Annotated in this window: 12 protein-coding genes; 7 read left to right on the forward strand and 5 right to left on the reverse strand. The window is 68.8% G+C overall.

What is annotated here, in order from left to right; all coding sequences use genetic code 11:
- Nucleotides 1–14: 14 nt before the first annotated feature.
- From QF037_RS11840 to QF037_RS11860, 5 genes are read right to left on the reverse strand one after another with little or no spacing between them, the layout of a single operon-like run.
- Nucleotides 15–3,344, reverse strand: a complete 3,330-nt coding sequence (locus QF037_RS11840; RefSeq protein WP_373463702.1) for an alginate lyase family protein — start codon at nucleotides 3,342–3,344, stop codon at nucleotides 15–17.
- A 31-nt stretch (nucleotides 3,345–3,375) separates the two neighbouring features.
- Nucleotides 3,376–5,160, reverse strand: a complete 1,785-nt coding sequence (locus QF037_RS11845; RefSeq protein WP_307024384.1) for a glycosyl hydrolase family 28 protein — start codon at nucleotides 5,158–5,160, stop codon at nucleotides 3,376–3,378.
- A 44-nt stretch (nucleotides 5,161–5,204) separates the two neighbouring features.
- Entirely contained in the window at nucleotides 5,205–6,077 is an 873-nt protein-coding gene (locus tag QF037_RS11850; protein WP_307024386.1) for a carbohydrate ABC transporter permease, read from the reverse strand.
- Entirely contained in the window at nucleotides 6,074–7,072 is a 999-nt protein-coding gene (locus QF037_RS11855) for a carbohydrate ABC transporter permease (RefSeq protein ID WP_307024387.1), read from the reverse strand. Before QF037_RS11855 ends, QF037_RS11850 begins: the two co-directional genes overlap by 4 nt.
- The gene (locus tag QF037_RS11860; RefSeq protein WP_307024389.1) at nucleotides 7,069–8,418 is read right to left on the reverse strand and encodes an extracellular solute-binding protein; all 1,350 of its coding nucleotides are present in this window, start codon (nucleotides 8,416–8,418) and stop codon (nucleotides 7,069–7,071) included. The genes QF037_RS11855 and QF037_RS11860 overlap by 4 nt, the downstream gene beginning before the upstream one ends.
- A 716-nt stretch (nucleotides 8,419–9,134) precedes the next feature.
- On the opposite strand from QF037_RS11860, the gene QF037_RS11865 reads away from it, so the two are divergent.
- The 7 genes from QF037_RS11865 to QF037_RS11895 all read left to right on the forward strand — a co-directional run bounded on the left by QF037_RS11865 (nucleotide 9,135) and on the right by QF037_RS11895 (nucleotide 17,827).
- A complete protein-coding gene (locus QF037_RS11865) occupies nucleotides 9,135–10,148 on the forward strand; it encodes a hydroxyacid dehydrogenase (protein WP_307024391.1) in 1,014 nt (337 codons plus the stop codon).
- A 129-nt stretch (nucleotides 10,149–10,277) separates the two neighbouring features.
- The gene (locus tag QF037_RS11870; protein WP_307024393.1) at nucleotides 10,278–11,363 is read left to right on the forward strand and encodes a LacI family DNA-binding transcriptional regulator; all 1,086 of its coding nucleotides are present in this window, start codon (nucleotides 10,278–10,280) and stop codon (nucleotides 11,361–11,363) included.
- 401 nt (nucleotides 11,364–11,764) lie between these two features.
- Nucleotides 11,765–13,099, forward strand: a complete 1,335-nt coding sequence (locus QF037_RS11875; protein WP_307024395.1) for an ABC transporter substrate-binding protein — start codon at nucleotides 11,765–11,767, stop codon at nucleotides 13,097–13,099.
- Nucleotides 13,100–13,110: 11 nt separating this feature from the next.
- A complete protein-coding gene (locus QF037_RS11880) occupies nucleotides 13,111–13,995 on the forward strand; it encodes a carbohydrate ABC transporter permease (protein ID WP_307024397.1) in 885 nt (294 codons plus the stop codon).
- Nucleotides 13,995–14,900 carry a carbohydrate ABC transporter permease gene (locus QF037_RS11885; RefSeq protein ID WP_307024399.1) on the forward strand — a complete coding sequence of 302 codons (906 nt, stop codon included), beginning with the start codon at nucleotides 13,995–13,997 and terminating at the stop codon, nucleotides 14,898–14,900. The genes QF037_RS11880 and QF037_RS11885 overlap by 1 nt, the downstream gene beginning before the upstream one ends.
- A gap of 22 nt (nucleotides 14,901–14,922) precedes the next feature.
- A complete protein-coding gene (locus QF037_RS11890) occupies nucleotides 14,923–16,671 on the forward strand; it encodes a family 43 glycosylhydrolase (protein ID WP_307024401.1) in 1,749 nt (582 codons plus the stop codon).
- A 112-nt stretch (nucleotides 16,672–16,783) separates the two neighbouring features.
- Nucleotides 16,784–17,827 (forward strand): LacI family DNA-binding transcriptional regulator, encoded by a 1,044-nt coding sequence (locus QF037_RS11895; protein ID WP_307024403.1) that lies wholly within the window; start codon nucleotides 16,784–16,786, stop codon nucleotides 17,825–17,827.
- Nucleotides 17,828–17,842 lie beyond the last annotated feature (15 nt).

Below are 17,842 nucleotides of genomic sequence, written 5' to 3' on the forward strand. Positions count from 1 at the left end.
ATCCGTGGGGGGATCTAGAGAGAGGTGACACTCACCTCTTCGAACTGGGTGGTGCAGCGGACCAGCGGACTGCGGGAGCAGACCACGAGGCCGACGTGGTAGGAGGCGTCGCCGAAACCGGGGATCTCGCCGGAGGCGAGGTCGGTCCAGGTGATGCCGTCGTCGGTGGAGACTGCTGCGGTGAAGGCGGTCCCGGCGCGCTTCAGCCGTAGCAGCAGCGGCAGTTGGACGGTGGCGGTGCCGGAGAAGGCGGAGGCTCCGGCGACGGTCTTGCGCAGCATGAGCTGTGCGGTGGTGCCGCCGGTGACGATGAGCCCGGCCGCCTGGTCGAACGGCGACAGTGACTTGGTCATCAGCAGACCGACCCGGTCGGCGGTCGTGCCGTCGCGGGAGACCAGACGGGCGGTGACCTGGCAGTTTCCGGTGACCGGGTGACGTACGAACTGCCCTGTCATTCCCTGGTTGTTGACGGTCAGGTCGGTGCCCGCGCCACGGACGGTGAAGGTGCCGTCGGCGTACGAGGTGCTGCCGGGTGTCGCGACCGCCACCACACCGAGGGTGCCGAAGGCGCGGTCGTCGAGGACCGGGTCGCCGAGGTCTCCGTACGTCCACGGGGCGGGCGGGGGTGTGCCGACCGTGAGGGCGAGCGTGCCGGTGGCGTCACCGGTCGCGTTGCCGGCAGTGGTGGTGACCTTGAACTCGCCGGTCTCGGTGGGCGTTCCGGAGACCAGGCCGGTGCGCTTGTCGAGGCGGAGTCCGTCGGGCAGTGCGTCCGCGGTGAACCGTACGGGCTCGTGCGAGCCGCGCAGCAGATACCGGAAGCTGTCGCCCTGGTTGGCGAACGCGGCGGTGGCGGAGGTGAGTTGGGGTGTGCTCGGGGTCGGCATCTGGGCGGCGGCAGCGTCCGAGAGCGGTCCTCGGCCGCCGCAGCTCGTCTTCGCGACGACGTAGTGGTACATCGTCCCGGGTGCGCCCGTGGCGTCGGCGTACCGGATGCGGGCGCCGAAGCCGACCGGGCCGACGCCGGTGGCGATGGTCTCGTAGGGGCCGTCGGCGCTCGTGGCGCGCAGCACCTTGTAGCGGGCGGAGAGGTCTGGGTCGGTCCAGGCCAGCTGTACGGCGTCCGCGGCGGAAGCGGCCTTGAGTCCGGTGGCGGTACGGGCCGGGCGGGGCACGGACCACACCTCGCCGGTCTGCGCGGAGACGACGCTGACGTTGTCGAAGGCACCGGCGCCGGTCTCGGCGTACTCCTCGTCGACGCCGAGGCAGGAGGTGAGGACCAGGCCCGCGTAGGCGGTGTGCCCCAACTTGACCTCGGTGGAGCCGACTTCGGTCCAGCGGATGCCGTCCGGTGAGATGGCGCCGGTGCAGCGGCGGCCCCTGCGGGTCACCCGCACCCAGTAGGGGGCCCGCATCCGGTAACCGTCGCCCGCGCCCTCGACGTACGGCGCTTCGAGCGGGGTCGCCGACTCGGGGAGGACGCCGAGGTTGGAGATCGGGAAGGCGGCGGTTTCGGTGATCGCTCGCTGCTGGGTGGGCGGGACGGGGGTGCTGCCGGTGCCGGACACGTCGGCCCCGGTGTCCGGCCGCACTGAGAACACCCCACTCCAGGTGTGCAGCGGCAGCCCCTGGATCAGCATCGAGGCGTGCGCGGCACCCGCGTCGAGGGAGTCGCGCAGGGTGACTCCGATCTTCGAGTACTGCGAGCTGAGCGGAAACACGATCCGCGCGGTGACCGTGCCGTCCCCCGGCAGCGGCAGGTGGACCAGGCGGTAGGTGTCGGGGGAGCCGGACGCCTCCAGCACGAACCGCTCGCCGTCGAAGGCCGCGGAGCCGGGGATCTTCACCTCGCCGATGTCCTGGGTGGCCCAGGGGTCGGGGAGGTCGGCCGAGGCGGCGGCGAGGCTCGATTCGTCGCTGGTGCCTTGGGAGTTGGTGGCGGTGACCCGGTAGTAGTAAGGACGCCCGCCGCGTGCGTCGTCGTCCGTGTACCTGGTGCCGTCGACCGTGGGCGCGATCTCCTCGTACGGCCCTTCGGGCTGGGTGGCCCTGCGGACGCTGTACGTCGTCGCCCACGCCGACGGCAGCCACGCGACGGTGACCTTCTTGCCGCCGCCCACCGCTGTGACCCCGGCCGGGGCCGTCGGCACGGTCGGCGAGGGGGCCTTCGTGCCGGCGTAGGCGAAGGTACCGAAGCTGGGCAGGTCGTCGTTGCTGCCCTCGACGGCGCGGGCGCCGCCGGTGCCGCGGAAGACGGCCGCCCTGGTGTACGGGGTGTCGAGGCCGCGGACGCCTGCGTAGTGGGCGTAGTACATCTCGTAGATCGGCGGCAGGTTGCCGCGGACCTTGTCGGAGACGGTCGTCTTGATGTACTTGCCGGTGCGGTCGAGGTCGGAGGTGAAGGGGACGTCGCCGCCGAGGTTGTAGCGGGCGGCGTACTCGGCGTTGGCGAGGATGCGGTTGTCGTCGAAGGCCCACAGGTCGACGCCCTGGTTCCAGGCGACCTGCGCGGCGTCGCCCAGCAGGCCGACGGCGAGCTGCTCGTGGCCCTGGTCGCGGCCGGACTCCTGGCCCTGGCCTTCCGCGGTGACGACACGGTTGCGGACGCTGCCGTTTCCGGCCCCGGCCGCGGCGAACCGCAGCGCGTCCTCGAAGAGCGTGCGCTCCTCGCAGAACACGCCGATGGCCAGGATGGACTGGATGGACGTCAGGTCCCAGTTGCCGTTGGCGTACAGCATGTAACCGGATACGGCCGGATACCAGACGTTCAGGAAGGACTGCTCGCAGCGGGCGATGTCGGCGTCGCTCCAGCCGTCGTAGTCGCTGTGCCGCAGCAGCTCGGCCGCGTTGACGAACTTGAAGGCCTGCAGCCCCGCGCCGAGCGGACCATCGGCGCCGGTGACCATGGTGAGCGATGCCGACCAGGCGTTGAGGATGTCCCGGGCCTTGTCGGCGTGGGCGCGGTTGCCGGTGACGCACCACATGAGGGCGTTCTGGTAGGCGGCAGCCGAGTCGGCGACGGCCTGGTTCTGGAAGTTGGTGGGACCGCGCCCCCAGGAGGTGATCTGGCCGGTGTTCTGGATCGTGTACGTCGGCTTCGAACGGGCGTGGGCCGCGAACGTCAGGTAACCGTCGTAGACCGGCGATTCCCGGTCGACGACCGCGGCCTTCATCCGGGCGAGGTCGGCGGCGCTGTGCAGCAGTCCGGGGTGGGTGAAGGAGCGGAGCGAACTGTCGTCGTCCTGGGCCCACGCCGCCGCTGCGGAGGCGGACAGCAGTCCGCCTCCGGCCGCGACCACGAGACCCGCCGCGCCGAGGAAGTTCCGTCGGCTGAGAGGAAACACGGGTGACTCCATGATGATTCTCAGCGCCGCGTCACGCGGGCTCGACGGTGAACGCGACGGTCTGCGTCGCGGTGCCCGCGCTGTTGGTGGCCGAGACCGTGGTGGTGAAGCTGCCGACGTTGTCCCGCATGGTCCCGGAGATCAGACCGGTGGCGGTGTCGATGCCCAGACCCTTCGGCAGGCCCTCGGCGGCGAACGAGGTCGGCAGGGCGCTGGCCGTGATCAGGTAGTTGAAGATCTGGTTCTTGGTGCCGGTGGCCTTGTCCGGGCTGGTGATGGCGGGCTGGTCGGTGGAGGTGGCCTCGTTGGCGTTCAGGAACCGGGGGGTGATCACGTGCTCGTTGGCGTACGCCGGCATGATGTCGGTGAACTTGTACCAGCCGGGCTTCTTCATCCCGTTGCCGATCATCTTGCCGTTGATGACGAGGTTCTGGAACGTCACGTTCTTGATGGCGTGGTCCGCGTCGTAGCCGACCATGATCGACGGGTTGGCGTGCGTGCCGGTGTAGGTCATGTTGCGGATGAACACGCCGTCGATGCCCCGGCCGACGGACGTGTTGTACGACTTGTTGTACATGACGCGCATGTTGATCAGCTGGCCCCAGCGGAAGTCCTCCACCCGGATGTCCTGGGCGCGGACGTTGCTGAGCAGGTTGCTGTCACCCGGGTTGAGTGCGATGCAGCCCTGGTAGTCCATCTGCGGTTCGCGGTGGTCGAGGATGTCGATGTTGCTGAAGACGAGGTTCTCGATCGTCTCCGGCTTGTCGGTGTTGCCGTGCGTGCCGACGTTGATCGGGTGCGCGACGTCCGCCCAGAGGGTGGAGTTGCGGACGGTGATGTTGCGGCAGTCGCCGTAGTAGTCCCAGCGGTGGGCGTAGATGGCGATGCAGTCGTCGGAGTTGCGCATCCAGACGCCCTCGATGAGGACGTCCTCGCTGGAGAAGACGTCGATGCCGTCGCCCCACTGGCCGTGGCTGTAGGAGTGCAGGTTGCGGATGGTGACCTGCTTGGACTGGCCGACGGTGACCGAGTAGCCACTGCTCGGGTTGAGCACCAGGATGCCGTCGATCTCGATGTTCTTGGCGTACTGGAGCAGGACGCCGCTCGGCGAGTTGTACAGCACACCGCGGCCGATCAGGCGGGCGTTCTCGACGTTGACGAACTCCACCCGGGAGGTCAGCACGGCGCCGCCGGCCAGGTAGAGCGTCTTGCCGCTAGGCACCTTGACCACGTTGTCGGTGGTCTTGTGCAGGCCGGGGCCGAAGTAGATGACGTCGGGGTCGTCAGGGTCGGGGACGTGGGTCTCGATCGGGTTGGCGTGCAGCTGGAGGTTGTTGAAGATCTCGCCGTCGATCTCGATGGAGAGGTTGCGCGGCTCGGTGAGGGTGAAGCTCACCGTGTCGCCGTCCACCGTGAACCGGGTGCCGTACGACAGGGGCCGGATCTTCGCGGATCCGATGGCGCCCTTGGCCGAGGTGACGGCGACCTCGACGGTGCCGGTGAAGTCGAAGGTAGCGACGGAGGAGTTGAAGACCGGGCCGCTTCCCGTGTTCGCGTCGATCTGCTTCGCCCTGGCACGGTAGACGGGCACCGTCTGCCAGTTGCCGCCCGCCGTACGGGCCTTGACGGAGAAGCTCGAGTTGGTCGGCACCCCGCTCGGGATCGGGAACACCACCAGCTTGTCGGCGGAAGCGGCGGTGTCGTCCGCTCTCGCGGTGCCGGCCGTGGCGCCGATCAGCGAGTACGCGGCGGCGGTGGCACCGGCTGCCTGGAGGAGGGTGCGCCGGGACAGGCCGGTGCTCTGGGCGTCGCTCATGGAGAAGTTCCTTCAACAAGAGGGGAGATGAGAGATACGGAAGGTCACTTGAGGCCGCTGGTGGACATCCCGGCGACGAATCCGCGCTGGGCGATGAGGAAGATCAGCAGGATCGGGACGACGTACATCACCGAGGCCGCGGCCTGCAGTTCGGGCACGGGCGTGCCGCCCTCGTTGACGTAGGCGGTCATCACGGCGACGGCGAGCGTGGTGCGGTCGGTGGACAGCAGCAGCTGCGGGGCGATGTAGTCGCCCCAGGTCCAGGTGAAGGCGATGATGAAGCTCGCGGACAGCACGGGCCAGGACTGCGGCAGGAAGATCCGCCAGAAGATCGAGGTGTAGCCGCAGCCGTCGACGATCGCGGCCTCCTCCAGTTCACGGGGCATGCCCGCGAAGAACTGCCGGAAGAGGAAGACCAGATACGGCGCCGCGGACAGGCCCCACAGCACCCACGGCCAGTAGGTGTCGACCATGCCGAGCTTGGCGAAGATCAGGTAGGTGGGCAGCAGGGTGACCATCTGCGGCAGCATCATCGAGCCGAGCAGCACACCGAACAGCACCTTCTTGCCGGGCGCGTCGAGCCGGGCGAAGCCGAAGCCGACCCAGGCCGAGCTGAGGGTGACGAGCGTGGCGTAGAGGAAGGCGATGATCAAAGAGTTGCGGGCGTAGCCGAGGAAGTCGATCTGCTGGAAGGCGTCGGCGAAGTTGTGCCACTGGAAGGCGTCGGGCAGCCAGTGCACGGGTGAGGCGGCCAACTCCCCTTGCGTCTTCAGGCCGGAGAGGATCAGCCAGCTGAACGGGCCGAGGAACACTCCGGTGACGGAGACGAGCACGGTGTAGAGGGCGAGGCGTCTGGCGCGCACGCGTACGCGCGCACCGGCCATGGGTGACTTGGGCGGCAGACTGGTCGCGGTCACTTCTTCGCCTCCGGGTCGACGGTGTAGAACACGGCGCCGGACGTGAACTTGAAGATGAGTCCGGTCACGACGAGGATCAGGACGAAGAGCACCCACAGCAGTGCGGAGGCGTAGCCGTAGCGGCCGAGCGCGAAGTACTGCGCGAACACATGCATCATGTAGAGGTAGTTGGACTGCGGGACCGTGGTGATACCGCTCGTGTCACCGAGCGGCGCCAGCAGCAGCGGCATGATGGTCTGCACCGAGGCGATCATCCCGGTGACCGTCTGGAAGAGCAGCACGGGCGACAGCAGCGGCACGGTGATGCTGCGGAAGGTGCGCCAGGCGCTCGCCCCGTCGATCCGGGCCGCTTCGTGGAGTTCCCGGGGGACGTCCTGGAGACCGGCCAGCGAGATGATCATGACGTTGCCGGCGCCCCAGAGCACGGTCATCAGCAGGACGTAGCGGGCGTACGGGTCGGCGAGCCAGGCCAGGGCGTCGATGCCGAAGAAGGTCAGAACGCCGTTGGTGGCACCGGAGTTCTGGTCGAAGAGGAACTTGAAGGCCAGGCCCGCGCCCACCGGCGGCACCACGGCGGGCAGATAGAGCAGGGTGCGGAACAGTCCGCGCGCCTTGAGCGGCCGGTTGACCAGTACGGCGAGGCCGAGTCCCGCGATGATCGACAGCGGAACCGAGGTCACCGCGAACAGGCCCGCGCGACCCAGGGAGTCCCAGGTGACCGGGTCGTTCAGCAACTCGCGGTAGTTGCCGAGTCCGACGTACTTCCAGTGGGGCGAGATGCCGTCGAAGGTGGTGAAGCTGAGCCACAGCGCGTACGCCATCGGCACGATGGTCAGCAGCAGGAACCCGATGATCCAGGGCGAGGTGAACAGGTAGAACGCCCGGTGTCTGCGCGCGGTCATGGTGACCCGTGGCCGCCCGGCGGCACTCGCACGTCCGGTGCTCGCGGCGGCGTCGGGCCGGTCCGCGACGGCGGAGATCTGATCGACCGTCATCCCACCTGCTCCTTACCGCGCTTCAGCTGGTCATTGATGGCCGAGTTCAGACGTCCGGCGAGGGTGTCGACGGAGATCTGGCCGTTCATCGCGGCGGGGGCTATCTGGTTGAAGAGGGCGTCGACTGCGTCCGCCCTGGTGTACGGGGTGAAGGAGACCACCGAGAAATGCTCCAGTTCGCTTTCCTGGACCCTCAACACCCGTTTCTCGTAGTCCTCCTGACCGGGCATCAGGGGGCGCAGCGACTTGAGCGTGGGGATGCCCCAGCCGCCGGCGGCGCGTGCCCTGGCCGGCTCCTCGCCGAAGAACCACTCGAAGACCCGCCAGGCGGCGTCCTTGTTCTTCGCGCCGCGTGGCATCCACAGTCCGGTGCCGCCCTGGCAGGCGCTGATCCGGGGACCGTCCGCGAACGTCGGGGCGGGCGCCAGCCTGGACACCTTCGCCAGCTTCTTGTCCGGGTAGATCATGCCGCCCATCCAGTAGCCGGCGTTCGACATGGCCAGCCGCCCGGCCTGGTAGGTGGGGCCGTCCCAGCCGTTGGGGTCGGGCTGGATGAGACTCGGCCCCACCTTGGTCCGGCAGTAGTCGATGTACCAGGTCAGGGCTTTGCGGGCCTCGGGGGTGGTGAAGTCGACCCGGGAGAAGTCGTCGTTGAAGAGGCTGCCTCCGGCGGACGCGGTCATGGTCGTCAGGAGCGTGGCCCGGGTGAGGCCGGCGTAGCTGCCGCCGAAGACGGTGGTCTGACCCTTCTTGCGCTGCACGAGACGCTTGGCGGTGTCCTGCCACTCCTCGTAGGTGACCGGCTCGGTCTCCGACGGGTGATCGACACCGGCCTTGTCGAAGGCCGCGGTGTTGTACCAGTACATGGAGTCCTGGGAGAAGTCCTTGGCCATGCCGTAGCGCGGGCCCTTGCCCTGGGTGCGGCCGTCGTACCGCCACAGGTCGTTGACGGGGTCCAGGTCGTCCAGCTTGAGGACGCCGCTCCGCGCGAAGTAGGGGTCCAGTTCCTCGGCCACGTCCCGTGCCGCGAAGAACGGCGCGTCCACGGCGCCGACGCCACGCACCAGGTCGGGCGGGCTGCCGCTGGTGAGCATCGCGATCAGCTTGGTGATGTCGTACTTCACCAGGACGATCTTGATTCCGAGGGCCTTCTTCGCCTGCCGCACCTGCTCCGGAAGGATGTCTCCCGAGTTGACCATCACGGTGACGGTCTCACCCGAGCCGCTGACCCCGGTGGACACCCGCATCGCGCAGCCGCTCAGCGCCGCGGCGCCGGCCGCGGCACCTCCCGCCGACAGGGCGAGGAACCGGCGGCGGCCCATCGGAGCACCGACATGAGGGTGCATGAACGCACCACCTCCCGCTTCACCTAGTTGGCTCGATTGCGTAGCAACCGGTTGTTGGGCAGTGGGCAGAGCTTCTTCCTGTCCGGAAACCGCGTCAAGAGCCTTGACGAGTTTTCGAAAAGTCTGCGTAACCCCGACGACACGCGCCGGACGGCAGACAAGGCCGCACCGGTCGATGAAGGCGCAGCTCAAAGCCATCTTGTACGGCGATGTCGACCACCCCCGTCCGCACGCGCGCACCGGTCGGGAGCGCCCTGCGCACGATCTCGGCGATCATTCACAGAGGCCCGGCACGCGGCTCGATCGCCGACGGCAAGCAGTGAACAGCAGGTGCTCTTGGCGGCTTGTCCAGAAACCGGTTGTCAGCCCGTGAGGCGTGGCCCGGTGACGCGGGCCATCGGCACTGCGCGGCGGGACGGCCGCCAGTCGAATCGCTGAGGCCACCGAGGCTGCTCGGCGAGAAAACGTGGTAACCGATTTCCCGACAGAGTGGGATCAAGACCCTCGGCCACGACACGGCACCCACGACCCTCCCCCGGCCCCAACTCCCGGCCCCGGCCCTCCATCCCGCCTTGACGTGGCCATACGTGGCGGAAACGAGCGAGGAGAAATCAGCACCTCCCTGATCCGCCAGACCGATTGACCCGCCATTCCCGGCAGATCTACGGTAGAAGGCGCTTTCTGAAAATGTTTCTACTCAGCGTCTCAGGAGTCTCATGCCCAGCTGCCAGCTGCCGCGGGCCGTGTTCGCGATGGACCCGGTGCACCTCCCCCTGCTGTTTCCCCCGGCGCTCATGGCCCGGTTGCGGCAGGCGGCCGACCTCGATCCCGGCCTGGTGCTGGGGGACTTCACCGATCCCGAGGCGGCCGAGGTCCTCGCCACGGCCGAGGTCCTCATCACCGGCTGGGGCTGCCCGAGCCTCGACGCGGACGTCCTCACGGCCGCACCCCGGCTGCGCACCGTGCTGCACGCGGCGGGCTCCGTCCGCTCACTCGTCGGCGAGGAACTGTGGGAACGCGGCATCAGCGTGTCCAGCGCGGTCACCGGAAACGCGCTGCCGGTCGCGGAGTACACCCTCGCGATGATCCTGCTCGCCGGAAAGGACGCCTTCACCCAGCGCGAACGGTTCCGCACCACCCACGCCTACCCGCCCCCCGCCGAGACCGCGCACATCGGCAACGTCGGCCGCCGCATCGGCGTCATCGGAGCCTCGCGGGTGGGGCGCCGCCTGCTGGAACTGCTGCGTCCCTTCGACTTCACGGTCCTGCTCCACGACCCCTATGTGAGTCCCGCCGAGGCCACCGCGCTCGGCGCCCAACTCGTCTCGCTGGACAACCTGTTGAGCCAGTGCGACATCGTCAGCCTGCACGCCCCGGACATCCCCGAGACCTACCGCATGCTCGACGCCGGACGACTCGCGCTCATCCGGGACGGCGGCGTCCTCATCAACACGTCCCGGGGGGCGCTCGTCGACCCCGACGCACTGACCGACGAGCTCGTCGCCGGTCGACTGTATGCGGTACTCGATGTCACCGAGCCCGAGCCGCTGCCGGCGGGGTCGCCGTTGTACCGGCTGCCGAACGTGTTCCTCACACCTCATATCGCCGGGTCGCTCGGGAACGAGCTGGAGAGACTCGGACGGATCGTGGTGGAGGAACTGGAGCGGGTGGCGTCCGGCGGTGCCCTGGTCCATGAGGTGCGGCATGCGGATCTGACCCGTGTCGCCTGAGGGAACCGGCACCTCACTGCCGTCGGAAACAATGGGATACGGTTTTCCGCACCGGCTCCGGGCCGGGCCCCCGGCCGGTGTCCTCCCGGCCCCCGGTGGGGCGATCACGACGGTGAAGGAGCCCCCAGGGTGAGTCAGCGCAAGGCTTCGGGCGACGCCGGACGGGCCACCATCCGGGACGTCGCGGAGCAGGCGGGCGTCTCCGTCGCCAGCGTCTCCCGCGTCCTGTCGGGCAACTACCCGGTCTCGGAGGAACTGCGCCGCCGGGTGATGAAGGTGGTCGGGGACCTGGACTACGTCACCAACGCCCACGCCCGCTCCCTGGCCGGCGGCGGCACACCCACGGTGGCGATTCTCATCAACGACATCACCGGCGCCGCGTTCGCCCATGTCGCGAGGGGTGTCGAGGGGGCCGCCACACTGCGGGGCTGGCTCTCGCTGGTCGGTACGACGGGTGACGACCCCGAGCGTGAGCTCGCGCTGGTCAACATGATGCGCCAGCAGGGCGTCGCCGCCGTGGTGCTGCTCGGCGGCGCCTACGACTACGACGAGTACCAGCTGCGCATGGCCCGGTTCGCCCGCTCCCTGGACGCGGCCGGCTCCCGACTCGTACTGGTGGGCAGGCCGCCGCTGGAGGGCGACGTACCGGCGACGACGGTCGACTACGACAACGAGGGCGGCGCGTACGCGATGGCCAGCCATCTGCTGTCCGCCGGGCACCGCAAGGTCCTGGTGCTGCCGGGACATGCCGAACTCACCACTGCACAGGGCCGGTTGAAGGGGGCCCGGCGGGCCTTCGAGGCGTACGGCGTGCCCTTCGAGCCCAGCATGGTGCGGCACGGCTTCTACGACTACGAGCACGGCTACGACGCCGTCCAGGAGAGCCTGCGCGACGGGCTCGACTTCACCGCGGTGCTGGCCGGGACCGATGTGGTCGCCGCGGGTGCCATGCAGGCGCTGCGTGCGGCGGGGCTGCGGGTGCCGGAGGACGTGTCGATCGTCGGGTACGACGACATTCCCCTCGCGTCCCAGCTCACGCCCCAGCTGACCACCGTGCATGTGCCGTACGAGGAGATGGGCCGGGTCGCGCTGCGCGCGGTCGCCGACCGGCGCGAGGGGGGACCGGGCCGTCGTAAGGGCGACGGCGACCACCTCGTGCTGGGCACCCATGTCGTCGTACGCAACTCCGTCCGACCCCCCGCCCCTCGCGTGTGATCCGCGCGAGCGGGCGGTCTGGAAGCGCTGTGAAAGCGATCGTTTCGTAAGCGTTTTCCAAAGGTTTTTTCGCGATCTCCCGGGGCCGGGCCCTTGGCTGCCCGGCCCTTGCACAGGCCGCTGTCCGCAGCCTCCGACCTGCACATACAGCTGAAGATCGACCGCCATCCGCAGGACACTCCGACATCACGCGACGGACAATCCGGCGTAACAAATTTCCGCGCACCTCTTGCTATGGACTGATCCGTCGTCCTACCGTCCCAGCAACCGCTTACTACATCTTCCGCTTGGCCGACCCCCCTCAACCGCGAGCCGCGGATTCCGGCCGCCGTTCCCGGCCTGCGCCCCCCGAGCCGCCGTCCTCGTTCCGAGACGCCCAACTTCCGAAGGAACACGGTCAGATGAACTTCACCAGCCGCCGGAGAAGGTTCGCCCAAACCGCTGTCGCGGGTATCGCGCTGACAGGCCTGCTCGCCGCCTGTGGCGGGTCGGACTCCGGAGACGACACCGACTCCTCCGGCCCGGTCACCCTCGACTTCTGGGGCTGGGCCAACGGCCAGGAGGCCGTCGTGAAGGCGTTCAACGCCTCTCACAAGGACGTCCAGCTGAAGTACACGAAGATCACCGACCAGCTGACCATGCAGAAGCAGCTGAGCAACGCCGTCAAGGCCGAGAACGCTCCCTGTCTGCTGCAGAACACCGGCGAGTACGTGACCAGTTGGGTCGCGCAGGGCGCGCTGGCCGACATCTCGAAGTACGTGGAACCGAGCAAGAGCAAGTTCAACTCCGGTTCCTGGGCGACCGGTCAGGTGCAGGGCAAGACCTACGGCGTGCCCACGGCCTCGGCGCCCGCGTTCACGATCTACCGTACCGACATCTTCAAGAAGTACGGACTGAAGGCCCCGGCGACCTGGGACGACTTCATCGCCGCGGGCAAGGTCCTCAAGAAGCACGACATCAAGATCACCAACTACGCCGGTGAGGACCCCAGCACCCTGGAGGTGCTCGCCATGCAGGCGGGCGCCCACTGGTACGCCATCGACGGCAACGCCTGGAAGGTGGACTTCCAGGACGAGGGCAGCCTGAAGGCCGCGAAGGTGATCCAGGAGATCATCGACAACGACCTCAACGCCAAGCTGTCCTTCGCCGACTACGCGGCCGTGCAACGCAGCTTCGACAACGGTGACACCGCGACCCGGCAGATCTCCACCTGGCAGATGTCCGGCATGGTGCAGAACTTCACCAAGTCCTTCGGCGACTGGGCACTGTCCCCGTGGCCGACGTTCGCCGGGGAGGCGGCCAAGACCCCGGCGGGCACCAACCAGAGCGGCAACCTGACGCTGGTGTCCGAGCAGTGCGAGCACCAGGAGCAGGCCGCCGAGGCGGCGCTGTGGATGTCCACCGACACCGGCGCGGTCAAGACCATGGCCAGCCCGGAGACCGGCAGCGGGGTGATGCCGGCGCTGGCCGACAGTGACTCCTACGTGCCCGAGGCGATCTCCGAGAAGCTGCTCGGCAAGAACTACGAGCCGGCGCAGCAGATCGTGAAGGACAGCCTCGGCACCGTCACCACCGACTGGACCTTCGGCCCCAACTGGACCGCGATGTTCACCGAGTTGCAGAGCCAGTGGGGCAAGGTCGTCAGCAAGAAGCAGACGGTCACCGACCTCCTCGCCCACATGCAGGAGTGGACGGTCAAGGACCTGAAGTCGCGCGGCATCAACGTCAAGGGCTGAGGCACACCCCGATGATTCGCTCACTGCGCTGGAAGGGTGCCGCCTTCACGGTGCCCTTCCAGCTCGGCTTCGTGTTCCTGTATCTGCTGCCGATCGGCTACGCCGTCTACCAGTCGATGTACCGCTCGCAGTCCTCCGGTCTGGGCCTGGGCGGCACCACCGACGAGTTCTCCGGCTTCGACAACTACCAACAGGGCCTGACGGACTCGAAGTTCATGGGCTCCGTACTGCGGGTGGTGGTCTTCGCCCTGGTGCAGATCCCGGTGATGCTGCTGATCAGCCTGGCGCTGGCACTGCTCCTGGACGCGGTGACGGCCAAGATGGCCGGCAAGTTCCGGATCATGCTGCTGGTGCCGTACATGATCCCCGGGGTGGTCGCGGCGATCGTGTGGATCAACGTGTACAGCCCGGATGTCGGCCCGCTCACCCCGCTCGGCGACTTCTTCGGCTTCCACTGGAACTTCTTCTCGCCGTCGATGGTGTGGCCGTCCATCGGCAACCTGCTGACCTGGCACGGCATCGGCTACAACATGGTGATCATCTACGCGGCGCTGCAAGGCGTGCCGCGTGAGCTGTTCGAGGCAGCGCGTCTCGACGGCGCCTCCGAGTGGCGGATCGCGCTCAATATCAAGATCCCGTTCGTGCGGGGGGCGTTGGTGCTGACCGGCATGCTCTCGATCATCCAGATGCTGCAGATCTTCAACGAACCGGCGCTGTTCCGGAACATCACCCCGGAGACGGTCGACGACAGCTTCACTCCGATCATGATCATCTACAACCAGGCGTTCAACGCCGGGAACTACCACTACGCCGCGACCCTCTCGGTTCTGCTCGCACTGATCCTCGGTGTCGCCTCCTTCCTCTTCTACCGGCTCACTTCGAGGGAGGCCGACTGATGACCCTCACCGAAGAGCGCGCGGGCACCCGCACCGTCCGCCGTCTCAACCGCCCCGACCCGGCGGCCCGTTCGCGCGGCGGCCAGCGGTTCCTGCTCGTCGGCCTGACCCTGGCGAGCGTCTACAGCCTGTTCCCGGTGTGGTGGCTGATCGTCGCCGCCACCAAGGACCGCACGGGCCTGTACCAGTCCAACGGTCTGTGGTTCTCCGGCTGGCACCTGTGGGACAACCTGCACCAGGTGTTCACCTACGACGACGGCATCTTCCTGCGCTGGACGTTCAACTCGTTCCTGTACGCCGGTGTCGGCTCCCTCGGCGGCACACTGATCGCCCTCGCGACGGGCTACGGCCTGGCCCGCTTCGACTTCCCGGGCCGCAACCTGGTGTTCGCGAGCGTGGTCGGCTCGTTCCTGATCCCGCTCGCCCTGCTGACCCTGCCGCTGTATCTGCTGTTCTCGGAGATCGGCCTGGTCGACACGCCCTGGGCGATGCTGATCCCCTGCCTGATCAACCCGTTCAGCGTGTACCTCGCCAAGGTGTATACAGAAGCCACCATTCCGTACGAGCTTCTGGAGGCCGCTCGTATCGACGGCGCCGGCGAGCTGCGGATCTTCTTCAGCATCGTGCTGCGGATGATGACGACGGGCGGCGCGACGGTCTTCCTGCTCGCCTTCGTGAACACCTGGAACGCCTTCTTCCTCCCCCTCACCGTGCTGCGCGGCCAGGAGAACTGGACCCTGAACCTGGGCCTGTACAACTGGTCCGGCAAGCGCGCGGAGTCCGGCGTCGACCTCACCAGCCTGGTGCTGACCGGCGCCCTGCTGTCCATCATCCCGATGGCGATCATGATGGTCGCGATGCGCCGCTACTGGCGGACGGGCGTGACCATGGGGGCCCTCAAGTGACCGTCGCACCAGGAGCTTTGACGTGACCTTGCTGCACAACCCGGTCCTCCGCGGCTTCGCCCCCGACCCCTCACTGGTCCGGGTCGGCGACTGGTACCACGTGGCGACCAGTTCCTTCGAGTGGTTCCCCACCATCCCGATCCACCGCTCCCGCGACCTCGCCCACTGGGAGTACGCGGGCCACGTCCGCGGCGCCGTCCCCGGCGACTCGCTGGCCGGCGTCCCCGACTCGGGCGGCGTCTGGGCACCGTCGCTGAGCTGGGACGGCGAACGGTTCTGGGTCGTGTACTCGATCGTCCGCTCGGTCGGCACGCCCTACTTCGACGTGGACACCTACGTCAGTACGGCGACGGGCCCGGCCGGCGAGTGGGCGGCCCCGCGCCGCGTCGCGAGCCACGGCTTCGACCCGGCGCTGTACCACGCCGAGGACGGCCGGCTGTGGCTCCTCAACCTCCAGAACGACTGCCGCCCCGGCGGACAGCGCTTCGCCGGCATCGTGGCGACCGAGCTGGACCGCGAGACCCTGACCCCCGTCGGCGACACCCACCTGCTGCTCCAGCACGGACGGCTCGTCGAGGGGCCGAAGCTGCTGCGGCGGGAGGGCTGGTACTACCTGGTGCTGGCGGAGGGCGGCACCGGTTTCGAACACGGGGTGCTCGTCGCGCGCAGCCGTGCGCTGACCGGCCCGTACGAGGTCGACGAGCGGCCGCTGCTGACGACCCGGGACGACCCGACGGTGCCGTTGCAGAAGGCGGGGCACGGGGAGCTGGTCCAGACGCCGGGCGGCGACTGGGTGTTGAGCCATCTCGCCGCCAGGCCGTTGCATACCGTCGACGGCCGACGGTGCCCGCTCGGGCGGGAGACCGCGATCCAGGCGGTGGTGTGGGACGGGGAGGGGTGGCCGAGGCTGCGGGACGGTGGGCACCATCCAGCGGTGGAAGTCGACGTACGACTGCATACAGTCGACCTCTCGCCGGATAGGTCCGACCCGGCGCATACAGTCGGCGCGCCGTCGTATACCGGCGACGGTCCGGCGCCCACGGTCGACCGTCCATTGCATACACCGACCTCGCACCCCACGGCCACAGCCCCCGACTCGGACCCCGACTCCGACCCGGACTGCGACCCCGGCTCCGCCCCCACCCCCGGCTCCCGCCTCGCCTGGCCCTGGAGCACCCTGCGCGCCTACGCCGACCCGTCCTGGGCCGACGCCGCGACCCGCCCCGGCTGGATCCGCCTGCGCGGTCGGCACGGCCCGGAGTCCTGTTGGGCGCACAGCCTGCTCGCCCAACGCGTCACCGAGCACCGCGCGGAGGCCGAGGTCACCGTCGAGGCGCGGCCGGGCACGTTCACGCAGGCCGCCGGTCTCGTGCTCTGGTACAACACCGAGGCCTATCTGAGCCTGGACCTGACGTGGGCGGAGCCGGAGGGCGAGGGACAGCACGGGCAGCAGTGGAGGGGCGGTGGCCGTACCGTGCTCAGCCTCGTCGAACGGGAGGAATCCGGGACCCGACAGGTGGCCGCCGTCGATGTGGACGCGGGCGCGCCGCTCACTCTCGGGGTGACGGTCGAAGGCGCGGAAGCGCGGTTCTGGTATGTCCGGGGCGGCGTGCGTACACCGGTCGGCGGGCCGCTCGACTTCAGCAAGCTCTCCGACGACCACGGTTCCAGGCTCCGTTTCACCGGAGCGATGGCCGGCATCCACGCCGTGGACCTCGTCGACGCGGCGTTCACCGCCGATTTCACGGGATTTCGCCTGACCTGCCGGTAGCTCTCGGCCCCTTTCCGACTTTCCCCGGCGAACCTAGGGTAGGAAGCGCTTACTATCCGCCTTGGTCGATAACTTTCCATGGCCCTCGGGCGGGCCGGAGAGGTGGTTCCCGATGGTCCGTACGGGGAGTGCGAGTGTGGCGGCCGGGCCGACGCTGGCAGTCGTGGCCCGGGAGGCGGGGGTGTCCGTGCCCACCGCCTCCAAAGTCGTCAACGGCCGGGAGGACGTCGCACCCGAGACCCGCCGCCGCGTCACCGAGGCACTGGACCGGCTGGGCTATGTCCGCAGACCCCGCTTCGACGCGGCGAAGCCGCCGGCGCTGGTCGACCTCGTCGTGCACTCGCTCAACAGCTCCTGGTCGGGGGCGGTGCTGCACGGTGTGGAGGAGGCCGCTCACGACGCGGGCCTGGAGGTGGTGGTGTCGGCAGGGCTGACCCGCCAGCGGTGCGGCCGGCCGGAGCGGGGCTGGCTGGACAAGCTCATCGCCCGTGGTTCGTCAGGGGTGTTGTTCAACCTGGCCGAGCTGACGCCCTCCCAGTACGCGTGGCTGGAGCAGCACCGCATCCCGTTCGTGATGATCGACCCCGTGGTGGAACCGCCGACGGGCGTGGTGTCGGTGGGCGCGGCGAACTGGCAGGGCGGGATGGCCGCGACCGAGCATCTGCTGGCGCTGGGCCATGAGCGGATCGCGGTGATCGCCGGGAACCGGCGCAAGATGTGCAGCACCGCCCGGGTGGCGGGCTACCGTTCGGCGCTCGCGTCGGCGGGGGTGCGGCAGCGGCCGGAGTACGTACGCCACGCCGGGTTCGACGAGTCCGTCGCCCGCGAACGCATGCGGGAACTCCTCGACCTTCCCGAGCCGCCCACCGCCGTCTTCGTCTGCTCCGACCGGATGGCGCTCGGCGTCTACGAGGCCCTGGCGGAACGGGGGTTGAGCATCCCGGACGACATCAGCGTCGTCGGCTTCGACGACCTCCCGGAGGCCCGCTGGGCCAGCCCTGCCCTCACCACCGTCCGCCAGCCGCTGTCGGAAATGGCGGCGACGGCGACACGGCTGCTGGTGCGGATGATGGAGGGGAAGCGGCCGGAGGGGACGCGGACGGAGTTGTCGACGCGGTTGGTGGAGCGGGCGAGTACGGGGCGGCCGCGGGGGTAGGGCGGGTCGGCGGGG

This window comes from Streptomyces canus (assembly GCF_030815415.1).
GTDB classification, from domain to species: domain Bacteria; phylum Actinomycetota; class Actinomycetes; order Streptomycetales; family Streptomycetaceae; genus Streptomyces; species Streptomyces canus_F.